The organism is Devosia sp. SD17-2 (genome assembly GCF_029201565.1).
GTDB lineage: Bacteria > Pseudomonadota > Alphaproteobacteria > Rhizobiales > Devosiaceae > Devosia.
Map to the genome: position 1 here is coordinate 342,584 of NZ_CP104002.1, position 18,965 is coordinate 361,548.

Annotated in this window: 16 protein-coding genes; 12 read left to right on the forward strand and 4 right to left on the reverse strand. The window is 62.9% G+C overall.

What is annotated here, in order from left to right:
* The first annotated feature begins 165 nt into the window (after positions 1-165).
* The 9 genes from NYQ88_RS01770 (at position 166) to NYQ88_RS01810 (ending at position 10,018) form a co-directional block, all read left to right on the forward strand.
* Positions 166-1,083, forward strand: a complete 918-nt coding sequence (locus tag NYQ88_RS01770; RefSeq protein ID WP_275653277.1) for an ABC transporter permease — start codon at positions 166-168, stop codon at positions 1,081-1,083.
* A complete protein-coding gene (locus tag NYQ88_RS01775) occupies positions 1,083-1,913 on the forward strand; it encodes an ABC transporter permease (RefSeq protein ID WP_275653278.1) in 831 nt (276 codons plus the stop codon). The genes NYQ88_RS01770 and NYQ88_RS01775 overlap by 1 nt, the downstream gene beginning before the upstream one ends.
* Positions 1,910-3,955: an ABC transporter ATP-binding protein gene (locus NYQ88_RS01780; protein ID WP_275653279.1), complete on the forward strand. Its 2,046-nt coding sequence runs from the start codon at positions 1,910-1,912 to the stop codon at positions 3,953-3,955. The genes NYQ88_RS01775 and NYQ88_RS01780 overlap by 4 nt, the downstream gene beginning before the upstream one ends.
* Before the next feature lie 65 nt (positions 3,956-4,020).
* Entirely contained in the window at positions 4,021-4,926 is a 906-nt protein-coding gene (locus NYQ88_RS01785; protein ID WP_275653280.1) for an MBL fold metallo-hydrolase, read from the forward strand.
* A 345-nt stretch (positions 4,927-5,271) separates the two neighbouring features.
* On the forward strand, positions 5,272-5,964 hold the full coding sequence (locus NYQ88_RS01790) for an ABC transporter permease (protein WP_275653281.1): 693 nt from the start codon (positions 5,272-5,274) through the stop codon (positions 5,962-5,964).
* Positions 5,961-6,746, forward strand: coding sequence for an ABC transporter permease (locus tag NYQ88_RS01795; RefSeq protein ID WP_275653282.1), 786 nt, complete (start codon positions 5,961-5,963; stop codon positions 6,744-6,746). The genes NYQ88_RS01790 and NYQ88_RS01795 overlap by 4 nt, the downstream gene beginning before the upstream one ends.
* Before the next feature lie 3 nt (positions 6,747-6,749).
* On the forward strand, positions 6,750-7,802 hold the full coding sequence (locus tag NYQ88_RS01800; RefSeq protein WP_275653283.1) for an ABC transporter ATP-binding protein: 1,053 nt from the start codon (positions 6,750-6,752) through the stop codon (positions 7,800-7,802).
* 12 nt (positions 7,803-7,814) lie between these two features.
* Positions 7,815-8,861: an extracellular solute-binding protein gene (locus NYQ88_RS01805; protein WP_275653284.1), complete on the forward strand. Its 1,047-nt coding sequence runs from the start codon at positions 7,815-7,817 to the stop codon at positions 8,859-8,861.
* Between the two features lie 5 nt (positions 8,862-8,866).
* Entirely contained in the window at positions 8,867-10,018 is a 1,152-nt protein-coding gene (locus tag NYQ88_RS01810; protein WP_275653285.1) for a serine hydrolase domain-containing protein, read from the forward strand.
* Between the two features lie 92 nt (positions 10,019-10,110).
* On the opposite strand, the gene glgX is transcribed toward NYQ88_RS01810, so the two are convergent.
* The 4 genes from glgX to NYQ88_RS01830 form a co-directional block, all read right to left on the reverse strand.
* Complete coding sequence (gene glgX, locus NYQ88_RS01815; protein WP_275653286.1) at positions 10,111-12,189, reverse strand: glycogen debranching protein GlgX; 2,079 nt, start codon at positions 12,187-12,189, stop codon at positions 10,111-10,113.
* 76 nt (positions 12,190-12,265) lie between these two features.
* Positions 12,266-13,228 (reverse strand): TIGR03885 family FMN-dependent LLM class oxidoreductase, encoded by a 963-nt coding sequence (locus NYQ88_RS01820; protein ID WP_275653287.1) that lies wholly within the window; start codon positions 13,226-13,228, stop codon positions 12,266-12,268.
* Complete coding sequence (locus tag NYQ88_RS01825; protein ID WP_275653288.1) at positions 13,225-13,821, reverse strand: isochorismatase family cysteine hydrolase; 597 nt, start codon at positions 13,819-13,821, stop codon at positions 13,225-13,227. The genes NYQ88_RS01820 and NYQ88_RS01825 overlap by 4 nt, the downstream gene beginning before the upstream one ends.
* An 8-nt stretch (positions 13,822-13,829) precedes the next feature.
* The gene (locus tag NYQ88_RS01830; protein ID WP_275653289.1) at positions 13,830-15,626 is read right to left on the reverse strand and encodes an alpha-amylase family glycosyl hydrolase; all 1,797 of its coding nucleotides are present in this window, start codon (positions 15,624-15,626) and stop codon (positions 13,830-13,832) included.
* Between the two features lie 202 nt (positions 15,627-15,828).
* Between NYQ88_RS01830 and NYQ88_RS01835 the strand changes: the two genes are divergently transcribed.
* Genes NYQ88_RS01835 through NYQ88_RS01845 form a run of 3 tightly spaced genes read left to right on the forward strand, consistent with a single transcriptional unit; the run spans position 15,829 to position 18,803 of the window.
* Positions 15,829-16,926, forward strand: a complete 1,098-nt coding sequence (locus tag NYQ88_RS01835; protein WP_275653290.1) for an efflux RND transporter periplasmic adaptor subunit — start codon at positions 15,829-15,831, stop codon at positions 16,924-16,926.
* Positions 16,927-16,929: 3 nt separating this feature from the next.
* A complete protein-coding gene (locus tag NYQ88_RS01840; RefSeq protein ID WP_275653291.1) occupies positions 16,930-18,132 on the forward strand; it encodes an FtsX-like permease family protein in 1,203 nt (400 codons plus the stop codon).
* Positions 18,129-18,803 (forward strand): ABC transporter ATP-binding protein, encoded by a 675-nt coding sequence (locus NYQ88_RS01845; protein WP_275653292.1) that lies wholly within the window; start codon positions 18,129-18,131, stop codon positions 18,801-18,803. The genes NYQ88_RS01840 and NYQ88_RS01845 overlap by 4 nt, the downstream gene beginning before the upstream one ends.
* Positions 18,804-18,965: the final 162 nt, after the last annotated feature.

The following is an 18,965-nucleotide window of genomic DNA, read 5'->3' on the forward strand; positions in this document are numbered from 1 at the left end:
TGCCCTTCCGGGCAGCTCATCATGTCGTCGCACGCTAAAGACGAAACCGCTCATTGTCTACTGTTGACAGTTTTCGGCCCGCGTTTTAGCCTTCCTCATTGTTCAGCTTGGCGTGGAGTGGATTGCGGGAAGCGCAATTCGGTCAGACGGGCACAAGGAGGCGATATGGCAGGCTTCATACTCAAGCGGCTGCTGCAGTCAGTATTGACTATAGCGGGCGTGATAACCGCGGCGTTCTTTCTGACGCGGCTTGCCGGCGATCCGTCCGTGCTGCTGTTGCCGCCGGAGGCTTCTGCCGAAGACGCTGCGCGTCTGCGCGCTGCCCTTGGTCTCGACCAGCCGTTGTTCGTCCAGTACATTTTGTTCATGGGCAATGCGATGACGGGCGATTTCGGCATGTCGCTCCGCCAGGCGGTGCCCGCCATGGATCTCGTCCTTGAGCGCATCCCTGCGACGCTTGAACTTGCTGTGGCATCCTTCGCCGTCGGTATTGGCCTCGCCTTTGTGCTTGGGATCCTGATGCGCATGACCCGCCACGCCTGGGTTCGCGACGTCATCACCTGGGCCGCTCTCGGCCGTCAGGCGATCCCCGTTTTTTCCTTCGGCCTCGTGCTGATCCTCATCTTCTCGGTGTGGCTGCGCTGGTTGCCGTCTTATGGGCGCGGCACTTTCGCCCATCTCATTCTGCCGGCGCTGACGCTGGGCACCTATGAGCTTGCCCTCTACCTGCGCCTTTTTAATGCCTCGCTCTCGGCTGAGCAGCGGAACGACTATGTCCGCACCGCCTATGCAAAGGGCCAGGGGCGTATCCAGGTGCTGCTCAAGCACATGCTGCCCAATGCGCTGCTGCCGTTGATCACCGTGGCCGGTATCAATCTGGGCATGCTGCTGGGGGGCACCGTCGTTACGGAGACCGTGTTCAGCTGGCCAGGCGTAGGCCGCCTGATCGTGCAGTCGGTCAGCCAGCGTGACTTCCCCGTCATCGTGGCCGGCGTCTTCCTGATCTCCCTGGTCTTTGTCGTCATCAACCTGATCGTCGATATCCTTTACGGATTGCTCGATCCCCGCGTGAGGCTCAAGTGATGGCCCGGATTTCATTCTCTCAGGCCACAGCTGGCATCCTGCTTCTCATCATGGCGGTGCTGGTCATCGTCATCCCCCTGCTGCCCGGCTACGATCCCTACACCCAAGATCTGGGTGCAACCTTGCTGCCCATGGGCGGGACATCCTTTGATGGAAAGTATTTCATCCTGGGAACCGATACGCTCGGCCGAGATCTCCTGTCGCGTCTGGCACTTGCGGGCCAGGTGTCCACGCTGATCGGCCTCGGCGCTGTTGCGGTGAGCCTTGTCATCGGTGTCACCCTGGGCCTGATCGCAGGATATTTCCGCGGTCCGGTTGAGGCGGTCATCATGGGTCTTGCAGACCTGCAGCTCTCGATCCCGCGCGTCCTGCTGCTGATCGCCGTCACCGCCATCATCGGACCGAGCGTCTTCAACCTCGCCATCCTCCTTGGTCTGACCAGCTGGGTCGCCTATGGCCGCGTGGCTCGTGGCATGACGCTCAGCCTGCGCGAGCGCGAATTCATCCTGTCGGCGCGAGTGCAGGGCGCATCCGCGACCTGGAACATCCGCCAGCATCTTCTGCCCAACGTGTTGCCGCAGATGCTGATCGTGGGGTCCTATGAGTTCGGCATGATTGTCGTGCTCGAAGCCTCGCTGAGCTATCTCGGTCTTGGCGTTCAGCCGCCATTGCCGAGCTGGGGTATGATGGTTTCCGAAGGTCAGAACTATCTCTCCCTCGCGCCGCATCTCGCCATGCTCCCCAGCATTGCCCTCTTCATTCTGGTGGCCGGGTTCCAGTTCCTGTCACAGGCCTTCACCAAGGAAAATGACCTGGAGATGGTGTCATGACGCTTGCTGCTGCAACTGCCGTTTCAACCGCTCCTGCTACGGTCCTGAGCGTTCGCAATCTGTCCATCGATGCCAAGGCGGCTGATGGCGGGGTAATCCACCTCGTGCGCGACGTCTCCTTCGACGTCTATGAGAACGAGGTTCTCGGGATTGTCGGAGAGTCCGGCTCGGGCAAGAGCCTGACCATGCTGGCCGTGCTGGGCCTCCTTGGCCCAGGCCTCAGCATTGCCGGCGGCAGCATCGTGCTGCGCGGTCAGGAGCTGACGACGCTCAGCTTTGCCGAACTGCGCAAGGTCCGCGGCAAGTCGGTCTCGATCATCTTCCAGGATCCGCTGACCACGCTGAACCCCGTGCTCAAGATCGGCGACCAGATCGCCGAGGCGATCCGGCTGCACAATCCGAAGAAGTCCGGCGCAGAAATCCAGGCACGCGTCATCGAGCTCCTGTCGCTTGTCGGCATTCCCAACCCGGAACGCCGCGCGACCCAGTTCCCGAACGAATTCTCGGGCGGCATGCGCCAGCGCGTGGTCATCGCCATGGCCATGGCCAATGAACCAGACCTTTTGATCGCCGACGAGCCGACGACGGCTCTCGACGTGACCATCCAGGCTCAGGTGATGAAGGTGCTGGCCGAAGTGCGGGCCCGCACCGGCGCCGCCATGGTGCTGATCACCCACGACCTGGGTCTCGTTTCTGAATATGCCGATCGCCTCGCGGTCATGTATTCGGGCCGTGTGGTGGAACAGGCTCCGGGCGAAAAGCTCTTCGCCACGCCTGAGCATCCCTATACGGCGGGCTTGATCGCCAGCCTGCCAAAGGTCGACCACAAGGTTTCCTCGCTGTATTCGATCCCGGGCTTTGTTCCCGATCCGCGCAAGCGTCCGCAGGGCTGCGCGTTTCAGCCGCGTTGCGCCATCGGTCGTGATCGGCCCGAATGCGGCGCGTCGGATCCGGCATTGCGCGCCACCGACAGCGACCGCGACGTGGCCTGCCACTTCGCCGAGGTAACACCCGACTGGCTGGCCGAGCAGCGTGCGCTCAGTGCCGCCCCGGCAGAGCAGGTCGCCGCAAACGATTCCGATGTCCAGCTCAAGTCGGCTCTCAAGGTCGAGCATCTCAACAAGGTGTTTGACGTGCGCGGAAAGGCCTTCCGTCCGCACAAGCTGCACGCGCTGCGCGATATCTCCTTTGATCTCAAAAGCGGCAAGACGCTCGGCATTGTCGGCGAGTCCGGTTGCGGCAAGTCCACTCTGGCACGCGTGCTGCTGCGTCTGGCCGAAGCCAGCGGCGGCGAGGTCTACCTCAACGGCGAACCCTTCTTTACGCTGCGCGGCCAGGCCCTGCGCAACAAGCGTAAGGAGCTGCAGGTGGTCTTCCAGGACCCCTATTCCTCGCTCGATCCGCGCATGACCATTCATGACGTGATTGCCGAGCCGCTGCGGATCTCTGGCAATTACAGCCGCGACCGCGTCAATGAGCTGCTCGAATATGTGGGTCTGCCGCCCGAGGCGGGTCTGCGCCGGTCGCCGGAGTTTTCCGGTGGGCAGCGTCAGCGTATCGCCATTGCACGCTCGCTTGCGCTTAATCCGGATGTGCTTATTCTGGACGAAGCGGTGTCGGCTCTGGACGTTTCAATTCAGGCGCAGGTCATCAACCTCCTGATGAAGCTCCAGAAAGACCTCGGACTGACCTATGTGTTCATCTCGCACGATCTGTCTGTGGTGCGGCACATCTCCGACGAAGTTGTGGTGATGTATCTCGGCCGGATCATTGAGCAGGGCAAGACCGAAGACGTGTTTGACAGTCCGTCCCATCCCTATACCCGCGCGCTTCTGGCCGCGATCCCGCAGATCGGCGGCAAGTCCGATACGGATGGGCTGATCGCCAAGGGTGACCTGCCCAACCCGATGAGCCCGCCGTCCGGCTGTGCTTTCCGCACTCGCTGCCCGATGGCCGTGGATCAGTGCGCCCAGTCCGAGCCTGCGCTCACCTCCCATGGCAAGGCGGATCACCTCGCAGCCTGTCATTTCGCCCGAGCTTAGGGCGCATGTCGGGGGGAGGGGACATCGAAAATTGGGTTGAAGGCATAAGGTGCCTTCGCCTGCCGATGCCGGCCTTCGGTGGCGTCAACGCGCTGATCATCGGTCAGCGCGGCAGCCACGCCATCATCGATACCGGGCTGCCCAACGCTGCGACTGCCGCGGTCTGGGCGCAGGTTGAGGATGACTGGGTAGAGGGTGCCCAGCACATTCTCTGTACGCATATGCATATCGATCACGTCGGTCAGGCCGGGCCATTGCTGGAACGCAGCGGCGCCGCTTTTCTGATGACCGCGACCGAACACTCAGATGCCATGCGGCTGAGCAATACCACGCAGGCTGAGCGGCTGGTCGAGTTGCAGGTGCTCTGGGCGCGAAACGGCTTTGACGCCAGCGCCGCGCGCCTGCCATCCGACTATTCGGTCATGGCGCCCTTCCCACAGGACTTTCAGGTTCTCCAAGCAGGCGACCATATCCGTCTCGGCGGCATCGACTTCGAGGTACTCGTCGGTGGCGGGCATTCACTGGCGCCGGCCTGCCTTTATGCGGCCGACCGAAAGATCCTGGTTGCCGGCGACCAGCTGCTCTCCGGGTCCGGACCCCAGATCGTCGTCCAGAGCAATGATCCCGAGTACGACGCGATGGGCGCCTATCTCGATTTCCTAGAGGCCATGGAAGCGCTTCCGGCCGATACGATTGTGCTTCCCGGACATGGCGATCCCATGCCTTTGGGATCAACGATTGTTCGTATCCGTCAGGGGCATCTGGCCCGTCTCGATCGACTGCGGGCAGCGATCACGCATCCCATGAGCTGTGCGGAGATGGTGCCGCTCGTGTTCTCGGATCGGGCCCTGGCACATCTGGGAACCCGCATGCCGCACATGATGCCGGCCCTTGCCAATTATCTGACAATCCGCGGACACCTTGTCCGACACACCGACGACCGTGGGGTTGTCCTCTTCGGGCCCGTGTAGCCCACGCATCTGCGACCAGATTCAGCGGTACACCTGACCCGATCGACTGCATCGGTGCCTTTTTGGCGCGCGTGGTTCCGATCGCCGGTGAAATTCCGCGACACTTCAGCACCCTAGATGAAAACTGTTGACAGATGACTGTTGATGGGGAAATTTGGGCTTGAGGAGTCCCGAATGCCATTTTTATCGACCCGCCTTTCCGCGGTCCTGCTGTTGCCAGCCATGGCACTGCTCGGCGTGTGTTTGGCTATCCCCTTATTCTACCTACTTAATTTTAGTACGCTTACCGGCGACTTTGCAGTTCAGGATTTGCAGGGGCCAACCCTCAGCAATTTCTCTGATCTGTTGACAGATGCATTCTTCCTGGGTGTTGCCGGCAAGACTTTTCTGATTTCGCTGGGCGTTACGGCGGCCGCGCTCGTACTCGGGTTTCCTCTGGCCGCTTTGATGTGGCGGGCGCCTGCCGTCTGGCGCTCGCCGATTTCCATCATTGTGCTGTCGCCGCTCCTGGTGAGCATGGTGGCCAGCTCCTATGGCTGGATCGTCATCCTGGGGCAGAATGGCGTGATCAATAATGCGCTGATCGGGCTGGGTCTGATCCAGTCGCCGATTAAGCTGCTCTATACCGACCTCGCCATCGGCATTGGCCTGGTCCATGTCGTCCTGCCCTTCATGGTGCTTAATCTCGTCGCTGCCCTCGATCGCATCGACATGGCGGTCAGCGAAGCCGCTGCCTCTTTGGGGGCGAACCGCGCGCGCATCTGGTGGCATGTGCTCTTGCCGCTCTGCGTGCCAGGCATCGGTGCGGGCGTTACGCTCTGTTTCTCGCTCTCGATCTCGGCCTATGTGACGCCGGCCGTTCTAGGTCCGAGCGGTCCGAACTTCATCACCACCCTGATCTACCAGAACTTTGTCAGCCTTTATGAATGGGGCGCCGGCTCTGCCATGGCCTTCCTGCTGCTCATCGTCGCCGCGAGCGCTGTGTTCGGCCTAGGCGCGCTGACCAATCTTCTGGCCCCCGCCCGGAGGCGCACATGATCGGCCGCATTTTCTTCGGCGTGGTCATCGCGCTGCTGTTCACCTTTATCCTTGCGCCCACAGTGGTGATTGCGCTCAGCTCCTTCGGCACCAGCGAGATCCTCGAATTCCCGCCGCAGAATTTTACGCTGCGCTGGTATTTCTTCGCCCTCGCCAAGCCCGAATTCCTGTCTGCAGCCTGGAACTCGCTGTGGCTGGCCGTCGTCTCGACCGCCATCGCAACGCCGCTCGCCATTGCAGCGGCGCTCGCCATCACGCGCAGCAATATCAAGGGACGCGAGGTGTTCCAGACCATCCTCCTGGCCCCGCTGGTTGTGCCATCGGTCGTCATCGGTCTTGCCATTCTTCTGGCAACCTCCCGCATTGGTTTTGGGGCGGGCAGCACCCGTTTGATCGTGGCGCACGTGCTGATCGTCCTGCCCTATCTCCTGCGCACCACCAGTGCCAGCCTGATGCGGCTTGATCCCCTGGCCGAAGAAGCCGCGCGTACGCTCGGGGCCAACAACATCAAGACCTTCCTCTTGATCACCCTGCCGGGTCTTGCTCCCGGCCTGATCGCGGGCATGGTCTTTGCCTTCGTGATCTCGTTCGACAATGTGTCGATCTCGCTCTTCCTCGCCAATGCCAGGATGAACACCCTTCCGCTGAGCCTGATGAGCTATGTCGAGTATAATCTCGACCCGTCGGTCGCCGCGGTTTCCACCCTCCTCATCGTGATGGCTCTTGTCGTCGCAATTGCGCTTGAGCGCTTTGCGGGTCTGCGCAAGACGCTGGGAGCATAGAACGTGACTGCACTCAATTGTTCGAACATTTCCAAGAGCTACGGGCGCCTCAAGGTGCTCAACAATGTCTCGCTCTCGATCGAAAAGGGTGAATTGGTCACGCTGCTGGGCCCCAGCGGCTGCGGCAAGACCACGCTGCTGCGCTCGATTGCCGGCCTTGCTGATATCGACGAGGGCAGCATTGTCCTTGAAGGGCGCGACGTCACGCGCACGCCGATCCACAAGCGCCATATCGCCATGGTGTTCCAGTCCCATGCGCTGTTCCCGCATATGAGCGTGGCCGACAATGTCGCCTTCGGCCTCAAGATGCAGGGCGTGGCGCGCGAGGAGCGTGAGGAACGGGTGAAGAAGGCGCTGTCGCTGGTGCGGCTCGATGCGTATGTCAGCCGCATGCCGCATGAGCTTTCCGGCGGCCAGCAGCAGCGCGTTGCCATCGCCCGCGCCATTGTCACCAATCCGACCGCTCTTCTGCTCGACGAACCCTTTGGTGCGCTCGACCGCAAGCTGCGCGAAGCGCTGCAGGTGGAACTGCGCCGCGTGACCAAGGAACTGGGCATTACCGCGATCTTCGTGACCCACGACCAGGAAGAGGCTGTGGTGCTCAGCGACCGGGTCGCGGTGATGGAGGGCGGGGTCATCCAGCAGATCGCCCCGGCCAACGAGGTCTATGAGAACCCGGCCAATGAGTTCGTGGCGAGCTTCATGGGCTTCCAGAACATTCTCGATGCCAAGATTGATGGCGTTGAGGGTGGCCAGACGCGTCTGAAGATCGGCGATGCCAGCGTTCTGGCCGATGCCGTGGCTCCGGCGGGGGCCAAGGATATTCGCTTTGCCATCAGGGCAGAGCGGGTCGCGCTCAAGCGCACACAGGAGGGCGAGGGGATCGCCGGAAAGGTCAATTCACTGACCTATCTGGGCGAGCAGAACGCCTTCGTCGTCGACACGTCGGTGGGGCCGATTGTGGCCCGTGTGTCCACCGCGGTCGACAGTTTCAAGCCGGGTGAGGAGGTCTTTGTGACCTTTGACCGCTCCGCCATCCGCCTACTGAATTCTTAAGGGAGAAACTTAATGTCCATTTCAATGAACCGACGCCATTTTCTGGCGACAACCGCCGCGGCTGGTCTGATCACCGGCTTCCCCGCGATCGTACGTGCGCAGAGCAAGACCATCGTGACGACGCTGTTCGGCGGTGCCTATGAAGAGCACTATCGCCGCATCGTGCTCGATCCGTTTGCCGCTGCGCATGGCGTTGAATTCGTCATCAAGTACGGCTCGGCCGATGAGTGGCTGAACAATGCCATCATCAACCGCAATGTGCCCGAGATCGACCTGCCGTTCCTCTCGCTGCCGGTCGCCATGCGCGCGATCCGCGTTCCGGACCTCTTCCTCGAGCTGACGCCGAACGACATCCCGAACCTGGCTGACGTGCACCCGATCTTCCGCGACGTCTATGAGAGCAAGGCCGTCGGCTTCAACTATGTCGACTACGGTATCCTCTACCGCGAAGACATGGTCGAAAAGCCCATCACGTCCTGGGCTGATCTGTGGGATCCGTCCCTGGCCGGCAAGATTCTCGCGCCTGCCGCTTCGGCCGGTTCGATGTATGAATTCGTGATGATCGCGGCAAAGCTCGCCGGCGATGGCTCGGACTGGACCAAGGGCGTCGAAAAGCTCAAGGAACTCAAGCCCAATATCGCTCGCTGGTTCAACACCTCGAACGAAGTCGATGGCCTGATCCAGCGCAAGGAAGCTGGTGTGGCTGCCGGTTTTGGCGGCTTCCGCTCGCACGCACTCATCGATGGCGGCGTGCCGGGCAAGTTCATCATCCCGGCGGAAGGCGCACCGATGGGCGTTTTGTCCTACCACGTGCCGGCGAACCACCCGAACCGCGATCTCCTGCTCGAATTCGTCAACTTCGCTCTGGCGCCCGAGCAGCAGGCTGCTTTCGGCAATGCAATGCCGACCGGCGTCACCAACTCGAAGGCCGTGCTTGACCCGGCCGTCGCCAGCAAGATCGCTCCGGCGGACCAGCTGCTGCGCATCGACTGGGCGTCGATCCAGAGCCAGTTCACCGAAATTACCCAGCGCATGCAGCAGGAAGTGATCTCGGGTTAATCGCCATGTCCAACGGTTCTCTTCCTTTGATCGGCGGCTTTGCCGAAGACCGCTTTGCCCCGGTCGCCCGGGCGTTTTCCGAGAATTTCACGCAGCGTGAAGAGCTTGGCGGCGCCGTGGCGATCTACCACGGCAACAAGCTTGTGGTTGATCTGTGGGGGGGAAGCCGGGACGCCGCAAGCAATGCCCCCTGGCAGGCCGATACCATCACGCTGATGATGTCGGTCGCCAAGGGGATTTCCGCGATCTGCGTGGCCATGGTGGCCGATCGCGGATTGCTCTCGCTCGATGCTCCGGTCAGCCAGTACTGGCCGGAGTTCGCCGCCGAGGGCAAAGAAAAAGTGACGGTGCGGGAGGCGCTTAGCCATCTGGCTGGGATTCCCGTCACCGATCTGGCCAAGCCTGGTGATTTCTACCACTGGGACCGGATGATCTCTGCCATCGCCAACCAGAAGCCGCTTTGGCCGGTGGGCGAGCAGCAGGTCTATCATTCCTCGACCCTGGGCTTTATCGCCGGTGAGCTGATCCGCCGGGTGACGGGGAAGACGCTGGGCACATTCCTCAGGGAAGAAATCTGTGCGCCGCGGGGGTTTGACTACTTTATCGGCATGTCCGAGGCCGAGCGGGCGCGCTGTGCGACGATCGTGCCGTCGGCCAATAATGTGGTCAATGCCGCCAAGCGGGAGCCGGTGGAATCGGTCGCCTATCGCATGTGGCAGTCGGTGCCGGTGGAAGAGGATTACAACTCAACCCTTTGGCGCCAAAACGAAATTCCGTCCGTAAACGGACATGGCACGGCGCGGGCCGTCGCTGGGATCTATAATGCCGTCATCAATCCCGGCCCCAATGGCGAAAAGCCTTTGGTGGGCCAGGAAACGCTGGCGCAGTTCCTGACCGAGCAGCGGGCGCGGGGCGAGAATGCCGAAAAGGGCCGGCTGCGCATGGCCGTCGGCTTCATGCTCAACTCCCCGCCGCACCGGGCAATGGGCCCGAATCCTGAGGCTTTCGGGCATTCCGGAGCCGGTGGATCGCAGGCTTTTGCCGATCCGGTGGCGGGTCTGTCGCTGTGCTGGACGACCAACAAGATGCATGACGGCGGCGATATCGGGCCGCGCGCGGCCGCAATCATCGAGGCCGCATACGCGTCCATCGCGTGAGGCATTGGCGGTGAGTTGGTTAGCAGACTGTTAGCGTTGAGAGCTTCGGGCTGCGAAATGTGATGGGAGGGCATGGCCCTCCCAAAGTTGTTTCAGCGCAGGAGCACGAGCGAGCGCGGTGCCATCTTTATGGTGCCGTGGGTCGGGGTGGCGCGATGGTCTTCGAGAGCGGCGGTGTCGATCTCGACGATCCAGTCTGAACCGTCGGCGCGCTCGGGCAGGACGAAGTCGACTTCGCCGTCATGGGGGTTGAAGAGCACAACCACCTCCCACCAGATGCCGTCCTGATCCTTGAGGTCGTCGCGCGACAGGCGCAGGCCCAGTGTCGTGGCGCCGCCATCAAGCCAATGGGCGGTCTGCTGTTCGCCGCCACCGGGATTGTACCAGGTGACGCTCATCATATCGCGCCAGTTTTCGCGATGGACCAGCGGCTGGGCCTGGCGGATGGCGATCAGCTTTCGGACGAAATCGGTCAGCGATTTTGCGTTCTCGCTATGGTCCCAATGGATCCAGCTGATTTCGCTGTCCTGGGCATAGCCATTGTTATTGCCATGCTGGGTGCGGCTGAACTCGTCGCCCGCCAACAGCATGGGCGTGCCATGGGAGAGGAAGAGCGTCGCGAGGAAATTGCGCTTCTGCCGCTCGCGGATGGCGACGATGTTCTCGTCGTCGGTCTCGCCCTCGGCGCCATAATTATAGCTACGGTTGTCGTTGTGGCCGTCGTTGTTGTCCTCGCCATTGGCCTCGTTGTGCTTGTCATTATAGGAGACGAGGTCATGGAGGGTGAAACCGTCATGGGCCGTGAGGAAGTTGACCCCGGCCCAGGGGCGACGGCCGCGCAGATCATAGACATCGCCTGAGCCGGTGAAGCGGGCGGCAAAGTCCTGGGAAATGTGGTCGGTGTCCTTCCAGTAGTCCCGGATGGTGTCGCGGTATTTGTCGTTCCACTCGGCCCAGCCGGGCGGGAAGCCGCCGACTTGATAGCCGCCGGGACCGATGTCCCAGGGTTCGCCGACGAGCTTGACCTGCGAGAGGACCGGGTCCTGCCCGACCGCATCGAAGAAGCCGCCGCGCTGGTCAAACCCTTCCGGCTCGCGCCCCAGAATAGTGCCGAGATCGAAGCGGAAGCCGTCTACATGCATGTCCTCGGCCCAGTAGCGCAGGCTGTCCGTGACCATCTGCAGAACGCGGGGATGGCTGGTGTTGACGGTATTACCGGTACCGGTGTCGTTGATGTAGTAGCGCGGGTCGCCCGGCATGGTGCGGTAATAGGAGAAATTGTCGATGCCCTTGAAGGAAAGGGTCGGCCCCATCTCATTGCCTTCGGCGGTATGGTTGTAGACCACGTCCAGAATGACTTCCAAACCGGCATCATGGAAGGCGCGGATGGTGTTGCGCAGGCCATTGAGCCCATTGGGGCCATAATAGCGATTGGCCGGGGCAAAGAAGCCAAGGGTGTTATAGCCCCAGAAATTGCGCAGGCCCTTTTGCAGCAGGAAGTCGTCGTCCGGAAAGGCGTGGATGGGCAGGAGCTCGACGGAGGTGACGCCGGTCGACTTGATGTAGTCGATGACTTCCTTTTGCCCGAGACCTTCAAACGTCCCGCGCAGTTCTTCCGGGATGGCCGGGTGCAGCTGGGTAAAGCCTTTGACATGGGTCTCGTAGAATATCGTGCGTGCCCAATCGATATCGGGCATTGTATCATTGCCCCAGTCATAGGATTTTGGGTCAATGATGCGGCCCTTGGGCATGAAGGCGGCGCTGTCGGCGTCGTTGAAGGAGAGGTCCTTCTCTTCCGCCTCGGCATTGTAGCCGAAGAGCGCAGGGTTCCACTCCACTGCGCCGACGATTTCGCGGGCATAGGGATCGAGGAGGAGTTTTGCCGGGTTGAAGCGGTGACCATGTTCGGGTTCGAACGGGCCATGGACGCGATAGCCATAGCAGGTGCCGGGACGCAGGCCGGGCACATAGCCGTGCCAGATCTCATTGGTATATTCGGGGAGATCGACGCGGCCGATCTCGGTTTTTCCCGTCTCGTCATAGAGGCACAATTCGACCCGCGACGCATAGGCAGAGAACAGCGCGAAATTTGTGCCCTCCCCATCCCAGTGTGCGCCCAACCGACGATGGTCCCCGGCCTCGACTGAGAACCGCGAAGATGAAGTGGACATGAATGTGTCTCCGTTGCCCGCCGACAACGGCCAGAGCTCGGCCTTGGTTGCACGGGCCGACTTCGCGCCAGCGGCGCTATCCCTCAGCAATGGGGACGAGGTGGCGGGCCGCCATGTCGATGAAGGCCGACTGATTGGTGCCGACGCAATGCAGATGGATGGCCTGCGGGTCGCGGGTGGCGAGGGCCTCGATCCAGGCGCGGTGCCGGCCGGGGTCAGCCGAAATGGCAACGCTTTTGCGGATCTCGGCTTCGCCGACAAGGCGCGCAACCGTGTCGAAGTCCGACGGGCGGCGCAGATCCCAGGCGGCCTCGCCGCCAATGGCGGCGGGGCCCCATTGCTCCAGTGCCATCTCAAGCGCTTCCGCCTCGGTGTCGGCCCATGAGAGGGCCTGCTGGATATGGATCGGCTTGTGTTCGCCGCCATTCTCCCGGAAGGCATCGACAACGCGGCGCACCGTGTCGAGATCGCCGCCCACGGTCAGCAGGCCATCGGCCCAGCCGCCGCACCAGGCCGCCGTCCTTGGCGTCATGGCCGCGCCGAAGAGGGGCACGGGATGATCGGGCAGCGAATAGAGCTTTGCCTCGATGACGGTGACACGGCCGCGATGAGTGACTGTCTCGCCATCGAACAGGGCCCGGATGATATCGACGCATTCGCGCAACAGCGCATTGCGTTCGGCCTTTTCGGGCCAGGGCAGGCCGGTGATGGACTCGTTGATTGCCTCGCCGGTACCGAGCGCCAGCCAGAAGCGGGACGGGAACATTTCGCCGAGCGTCGCGGCGGCCTGGGCTATGATGGCGGGATGGTAGCGATAGCCCGGAGCGGTGATCGAGCCGATGGGAAAGGCGGTGGCCTCAAGGGCCGCGCCGAGCCAGGACCAGGCAAAGCCGGAATGGCCCTGGCGTTCGCTCCAGGGCTGAAAATGATCGGACGACTTGGCACAGGAAAAGCCCGCAGCCTCTGCCTTTTTGACCAGCTCAACCAGGGTACGGGGCGAAAACTGCTCATGGGAGGCGTGGTAGCCGATACTGGTCATGCATACTCCGTCCAGTTGTCGATCAGCTCGCCTGTGGTGCAGGTCGACAATTGCTGGCCGAAGCGAGAATGAAAAAGGGTGAGGGCAGCGTCATGGGTCTCGTCGGCGGAGCCGAAGACAGCGTCACTGGGCAGGATGATGCGGTAACCGAGATCGATGGCCCCGATGATGGCGGCCATGACGCAGACGTCGGTCTCCCCACCCGTGATCACCAGCGTATCGATGCCGCGTTGCTGCAGGGCGGCATGCAACTGCGTTCCAAGCCAGGGCGAATAGACGCTTTTGTCGAGCACATGTGCGGGCGGGACGAACCGCTGCAGCGACGGGACAAGGTCGATGAGCTCGGGGGTGAGACGCTCGCCAGTCATGGCGGGCCAGCGGCGGTAATAATCCTGCCAGGCGCCAATGGCATGCTCTGCGGTCTGGGCGGGAATGAAGCGGGTGAAGACGGTCCGCGCGGGATCGCGCTCCACCAGCGCCTCGATGGCGGGCAGGGTACGGGTCAGCCATGGAGCGCACCAGTCGGTGTCGGTGGCGAACATGGTCTGCACGTCGATGCAGAGATGGACGCGGCGGGCGGCGGCATCAGCCATGGCGGTGGTTACCAGACAAGGGCCGACCAGGGCCCAAGCGCGAGCCTCTCGCCATCGACCCGATGCGTTCCCGTGGCGGCCGCCGGACGATCGACCTTGCACGCGAGCGTGATGGCCTTGTCCTGTGGGTTGAGCGCCATGGAATAGGTGCCGGCCTCAAACACCCAGGTAATAATAAGGCCATTTTCCTGGCGGGCGCTGTGGGCGGCGCGGCAGACGCTTGAGGTCAGGGGCCAGACAATGTCGCGACGATATTGGGCGAGCTGGCGGAAGCGCGCGAGCGCGGCGACGGCGTCGGGAGCGGAAAAACCATCCCAGTCGAGCCGCGCCATGTCGAAGGTCTCGGTGGCGTTGGGATCGGGCAGGCCACCGGGCGGCAGCTTTTCCTTGAACATCTCCTTCATCTGCTGGTCGCGATCCCGCCGCTTGGCTTCTGCGGCCTCTTCGGGAAAATCGATGAAGAAGGGGAAGCGCGTGCGCAGGCTGGCTTCTTCGCCCATGAAGAGCAGCGGGATCTGGGGGGCGAGCAGGGCTACGAAATAGAGGAAGTCGAGTTTTTCAGCCGATATGCGGTCGGCCAGGCGGCGGGCGTCGGCACGATTGCCGATCTGGTCGTGATTCTGGACATAGGTGATGAAAGCATCGGGCGGCAGGTCGCTGGCGGGCTCGTTGCGGGTAGTGCCGTCGGAGGGACCGGGGGCTTCGCCATCATGGACAAAGCCATCGGCGAGGGCCTTTTCGAGGTCCGCGAAGGGGTCCTTTTCCGGATCGTCATAGCCGAACTTGGGCGCGCCGGTGACGAGGTGGGTGAGGACATGGTGGATGTCGTCGTTCCACTGGGCGGCGTAGAGGACGGGCTCATCCTCCGGAGTCCGTTCGAGCCAGGTGGCGGTATTTTCCATGTTCTCGAGGATCAGCTTGGCGTGGCGCTTGGCGGTGCGCGCCACATGGGCAAGCTCGATGAGGAAACGGTCGCGCGCCTCGGTGCCGATCTCGTGGACGCTGTCGAAGCGCAGGCCGTCGAAATCGAACTCCTCAAGCCACATGCGGGCGTTCTCATAATAGAACTGGCGCACCATGGGTTGGGTGAAGTCTACCGCGGGGCCCCAGGGGGTCTCGATGTCGTCGGCGAAAAACTCCGGCGCAACCTTGGGGGCGAAATTGTCGACCTCGCCAAAATGGTTGTAGACGACATCGAGCACCATGCAGAGCCCCAGCGCATGGGCGCGGTCGACGAGGGCGCGCAACTCCTCGGGCGTGCCATAGGCGCTCTCGGGGGCAAAGATCAGCGTGCCGTCATAGCCCCAGTTGCGGGTGCCGGGAAATTCGTTGAGCGGCATGATTTCGAGGCAGGTGTAGCCGGCATCGCGAAAATGCTCGAGGCGGCGGGCCAGTCCGGCAAAGGTGCCTTCGGGGCTGGCCGTGCCGACATGGACCTCGCAGATGAGGGTTTCGTGCCAGGGGCGCAGCGGGGTTTTCCGCCGGGAGGGCGGCAGCGGAGCGCGCACGACGGACCAGCCGGTGGCGTCTCCGTCCTGCTGACGGGAGCCAAGGTCGGGGAAAACCAGCTCGCCAATGGCGAATTTATAGCGTGTGCCGGGGCCTGCATCGGCGACTTCGAGCTGCCAGAAGCCATCCGGAGCGCGTGTCAGGGGCCGCGGGGCCTGGCCCCTGATCAGCAGGTTCGGCGCCTTGGCGCTGGGCGCCCAAAGGCGGAAAGTGGTGGTCTCTGCTCCCACGAGGGGTCCGTGGCGGGTGGTTTGCCGTACCAGAGCCTCGGGGGCCTTATCCAAGATCAGATCCATAGCGTACCTCCACAGCCCGCAACGGCAGGATGCAGCTTCGGTTCCAGCGGGTTAGGAGGTGGGCGGGGCAGGTTTTGTCCTTCGGCGGAGGACAGTGTGCTAGGGATTGGCGGCGGGCGGCGGCCGGTGTTTTCACGATTGCGAGAACCATTTGCGCCCTCGCGACGTATCATCCTCAGCGTATCAAGTGAGATTTTCGGTCATGGCTGCAGCGAGCAAAGCGGAATCCCCCCGCGCGTCCACCAAGCGCAAGCGGGGCTGGGGCAAGTGGCTGGTGCTGGCGCTCGCTCTGGCGGCGGTCGGGACCTATGGATTTATCGAGCGGCCGTGGGAAGAAAAGCCGGCGGAAGTGGCGGTGGAAGCGGTGGCGGCCGGGCCGATGAGCCAGCTGCTCGCGGTCAATGGGCGCGTCGTGCCGCGCGAAGAGGTCAAGGTGCGCTCGGCGGTTTCAGCACCGGCGCTGCAGGTCAATGTCGCCGAGGGCGATGAGGTCAAGGCTGGCGAAGTGCTGGTGCAGCTCGATGTGGCGCGGCCCAAGGCGCTGCTCGACCAGGCGCGCGCGGCGCTCGAAGCCGGGATCGTGCGCCAGCAGCAGGCACAGGCAACGGCCGACCGGGCGACGGCGCTGGGCGAGAATGCCTCGCGCTCGACCCGCGAGGACGCCGATCTGGCGCTGACGGCGGCGGCGACCGAGGTCAGTCGCCTGCGTGCGGCGCTCGACGAGGCGGAAACCGCGCTCAAGCAATATTCGATTACTGCGCCGCTCAGTGGCGTGGTGCTGTCGCGCTCGGTGGAGCGGGGGCAGCTGGTGGATCTGCAGTCCGAGCTGTTCACCATTGCCGATATCGACACGCTGCTGGTCGATACGGAAGTGGATGAGCTTTATTCGGCACGGATCGAAGAGGGGCTGAAGGTCTTGCTGCAGCCGGTGGGTGATAGTGTGCCGCGCCATGGTTCGGTGGTGTTTGCGGCGCCGCGCGTCGATATTTCGACCGGTGGGCGCATGGTCAAGATCGCCTTTGACGATCCGACGACGCTGCCGGTGGGCCTCACGGTCAATGCCAATATCATCGTGGCCGAGGTGGAAGAGGCGTTGTCCATTCCGCGCGGGGCGATCATCACCGAAGCGACGGAGAGCCATGTGTTCGTCGTCGAAGGCGATGTGGTGGTGGCGCGCAAAATCGAATTTTCCGACTGGCCGGCGGAGCGGGTGATGGTCACCGAGGGGCTGAGCGCGGGCGATCTCGTGGTGCTCGATCCAAGTGCGGTGGCGGCGGGCGAAAAAGTGAAGGTCGAATAGGCCATGCTCTACGGGCTCAAGATCGCCATGCGGTATCTGACCGCCAACAAGGCCCAGACGGGGCTGCTCATCGCCGGGGTGGCGGTGGGCGTCTTTGTCTTCATCTTCATGAGTGCGCTGATCGGCGGGCTGGCGGTGTTCCTCGTGCAGCGGACGGTGGGCGATATTGCCCATGTGACCGTCGAAGCGCCGAGCCGCAGTGCCGGGCTTATCCTGCCCGACAACCCGGGATATCTCGTGGTCGAACAGGCCTCCAACCAGCGCGAGCAATTGCGCACGGCTGGGGCCTTCCTGCCGCTGATCGAGCGGATGGATGGGGTTGTCGCTGTTTCGCCGCAGATTGTCGGCAATGGTTTTCTGGTGCGCGGGCAGGTGACGGCGCCGGTCGGCGTGACCGGGGTCGAGCCGGACAAGGTTTCGGCCATCGCCAATCTCGACAAGGGGCTCGTCGCCGGCAATACGCTGCTCGCCAATAACGGGATCATCCTCGGTAAGGCGCTGGCAGATGATCTCGGCATTGGCGTGGGGCAGGTGGTGCGGCTGCAGTCGGACCGGGGTGAAGAGCGGGCGCTGGTGATCTCGGGGATTTTCGAACTCGGCGTCGATGCGCTCGACCGCCGGGCTGCTTTTGTCAGCATTGCCGCGGCGCGAACCCTCTTTGAGATGTCGCAGGGGATTTCGCGGATCGAGATCAAACTTGCCGATCTCAACGCGGCGGTGGCCTATTCGGAGCGGATCGAGGCCGAAACCGGGCTCGACGCGACGCCTTGGACCGAGGGCAATGCGCAATTGCTCGACGGGCTGCGGGCGCAGGCGAGCTCGGGCGATCTGATCAAGGCGTTTGCGCTGATCACCATTGTCATTGGCGTGGCGAGTGCGCTCCTGCTCTCCACCTATCGGCGGCGGCCGGAGATCGGCATCATGCGCGCCTTTGGCGCCAGCCGGCGGTTTGTCATATTCGTCTTCGTGACGCAGGGGGCTCTTATTGGCATTCTGGGCGGGCTGATTGGCGCGGGCCTCGGCTATGCGGCGCTGTCGCCGTTTCCGGTGCCGGAACTGGCGCCGCCGGGTGGCCTGCCGGTCGATGTGCGGCAGGGGGCCTATGGGCTGGCGATTGCGCTGACCGCGATCGGGGCAATCCTTGCGTCCATCCTGCCGGCCCGGGCGGCGGCGCGAGTGGACCCGGTTTCGGTGATCGGCCAATGAGTGTGCTTTTAGACGTTCGGGACCTTGTGAAGACCTATGGCGAGGGGGAGGCCGAGACGCGCGTGTTGCGCGGGCTCAACCTCACGCTCGACGAAGGGGAGCTGGCGGCGTTGCTGGGGCCATCCGGCTCGGGCAAGAGCACGCTTCTTACGATTTTGGGGACGCTGCTGCGGCCGACTTCGGGCTCCTACACCATGCTGGGAGAAGAACTGACGCGGGCGTCCGATGCGGCGCTGACCGAGTTTCGCAACCGGCACGTCGGCTTCGTGTTCCAGTTCCATCATCTGCTGCCGGACTTCTCCGCGCTCGAAAATGTCATCTTTCCCATGGCAGTGCGCGAGGGGCGGGAGACGGCTTCGGCGCGTCGGCGTGGCGAGGAGTTGCTGGAGCGGGTGGGGCTGGGCCATCGCATGGACTTTCTGGCCACCGCGCTCTCGGGCGGGCAGAAGCAGCGCGTCGCCATTGCGCGGGCGCTGATGAACCAGCCCGAACTGGTGCTGGCCGACGAGCCGACCGGCAATCTCGACCGGGAATCGGCGACGCAGGTGATGGAGTTGATCAAGGAGATCAACGAGAACGAGAAGACGACTTTCTTGATCTCGACCCATGACGAGAAGATCGCTCAGACCTGTCGGCGGCAGGTGCTGGTGGCCGATGGGGTGGTGACTTAGGGTTTTTGGGGTTGGAGACCCCCTCCTAGCCTCCCCCTGGTAGGGGGAGGGACGCATCGCGCTTGGGGTGGGTGAGGGTTCAGCTTTCACCCATCACCCCATCCCTCTCCCCTGAGGGGCGAGGGGGCGCAGACTGAGGGGGCAGTTGTCAGATTTGCTCGG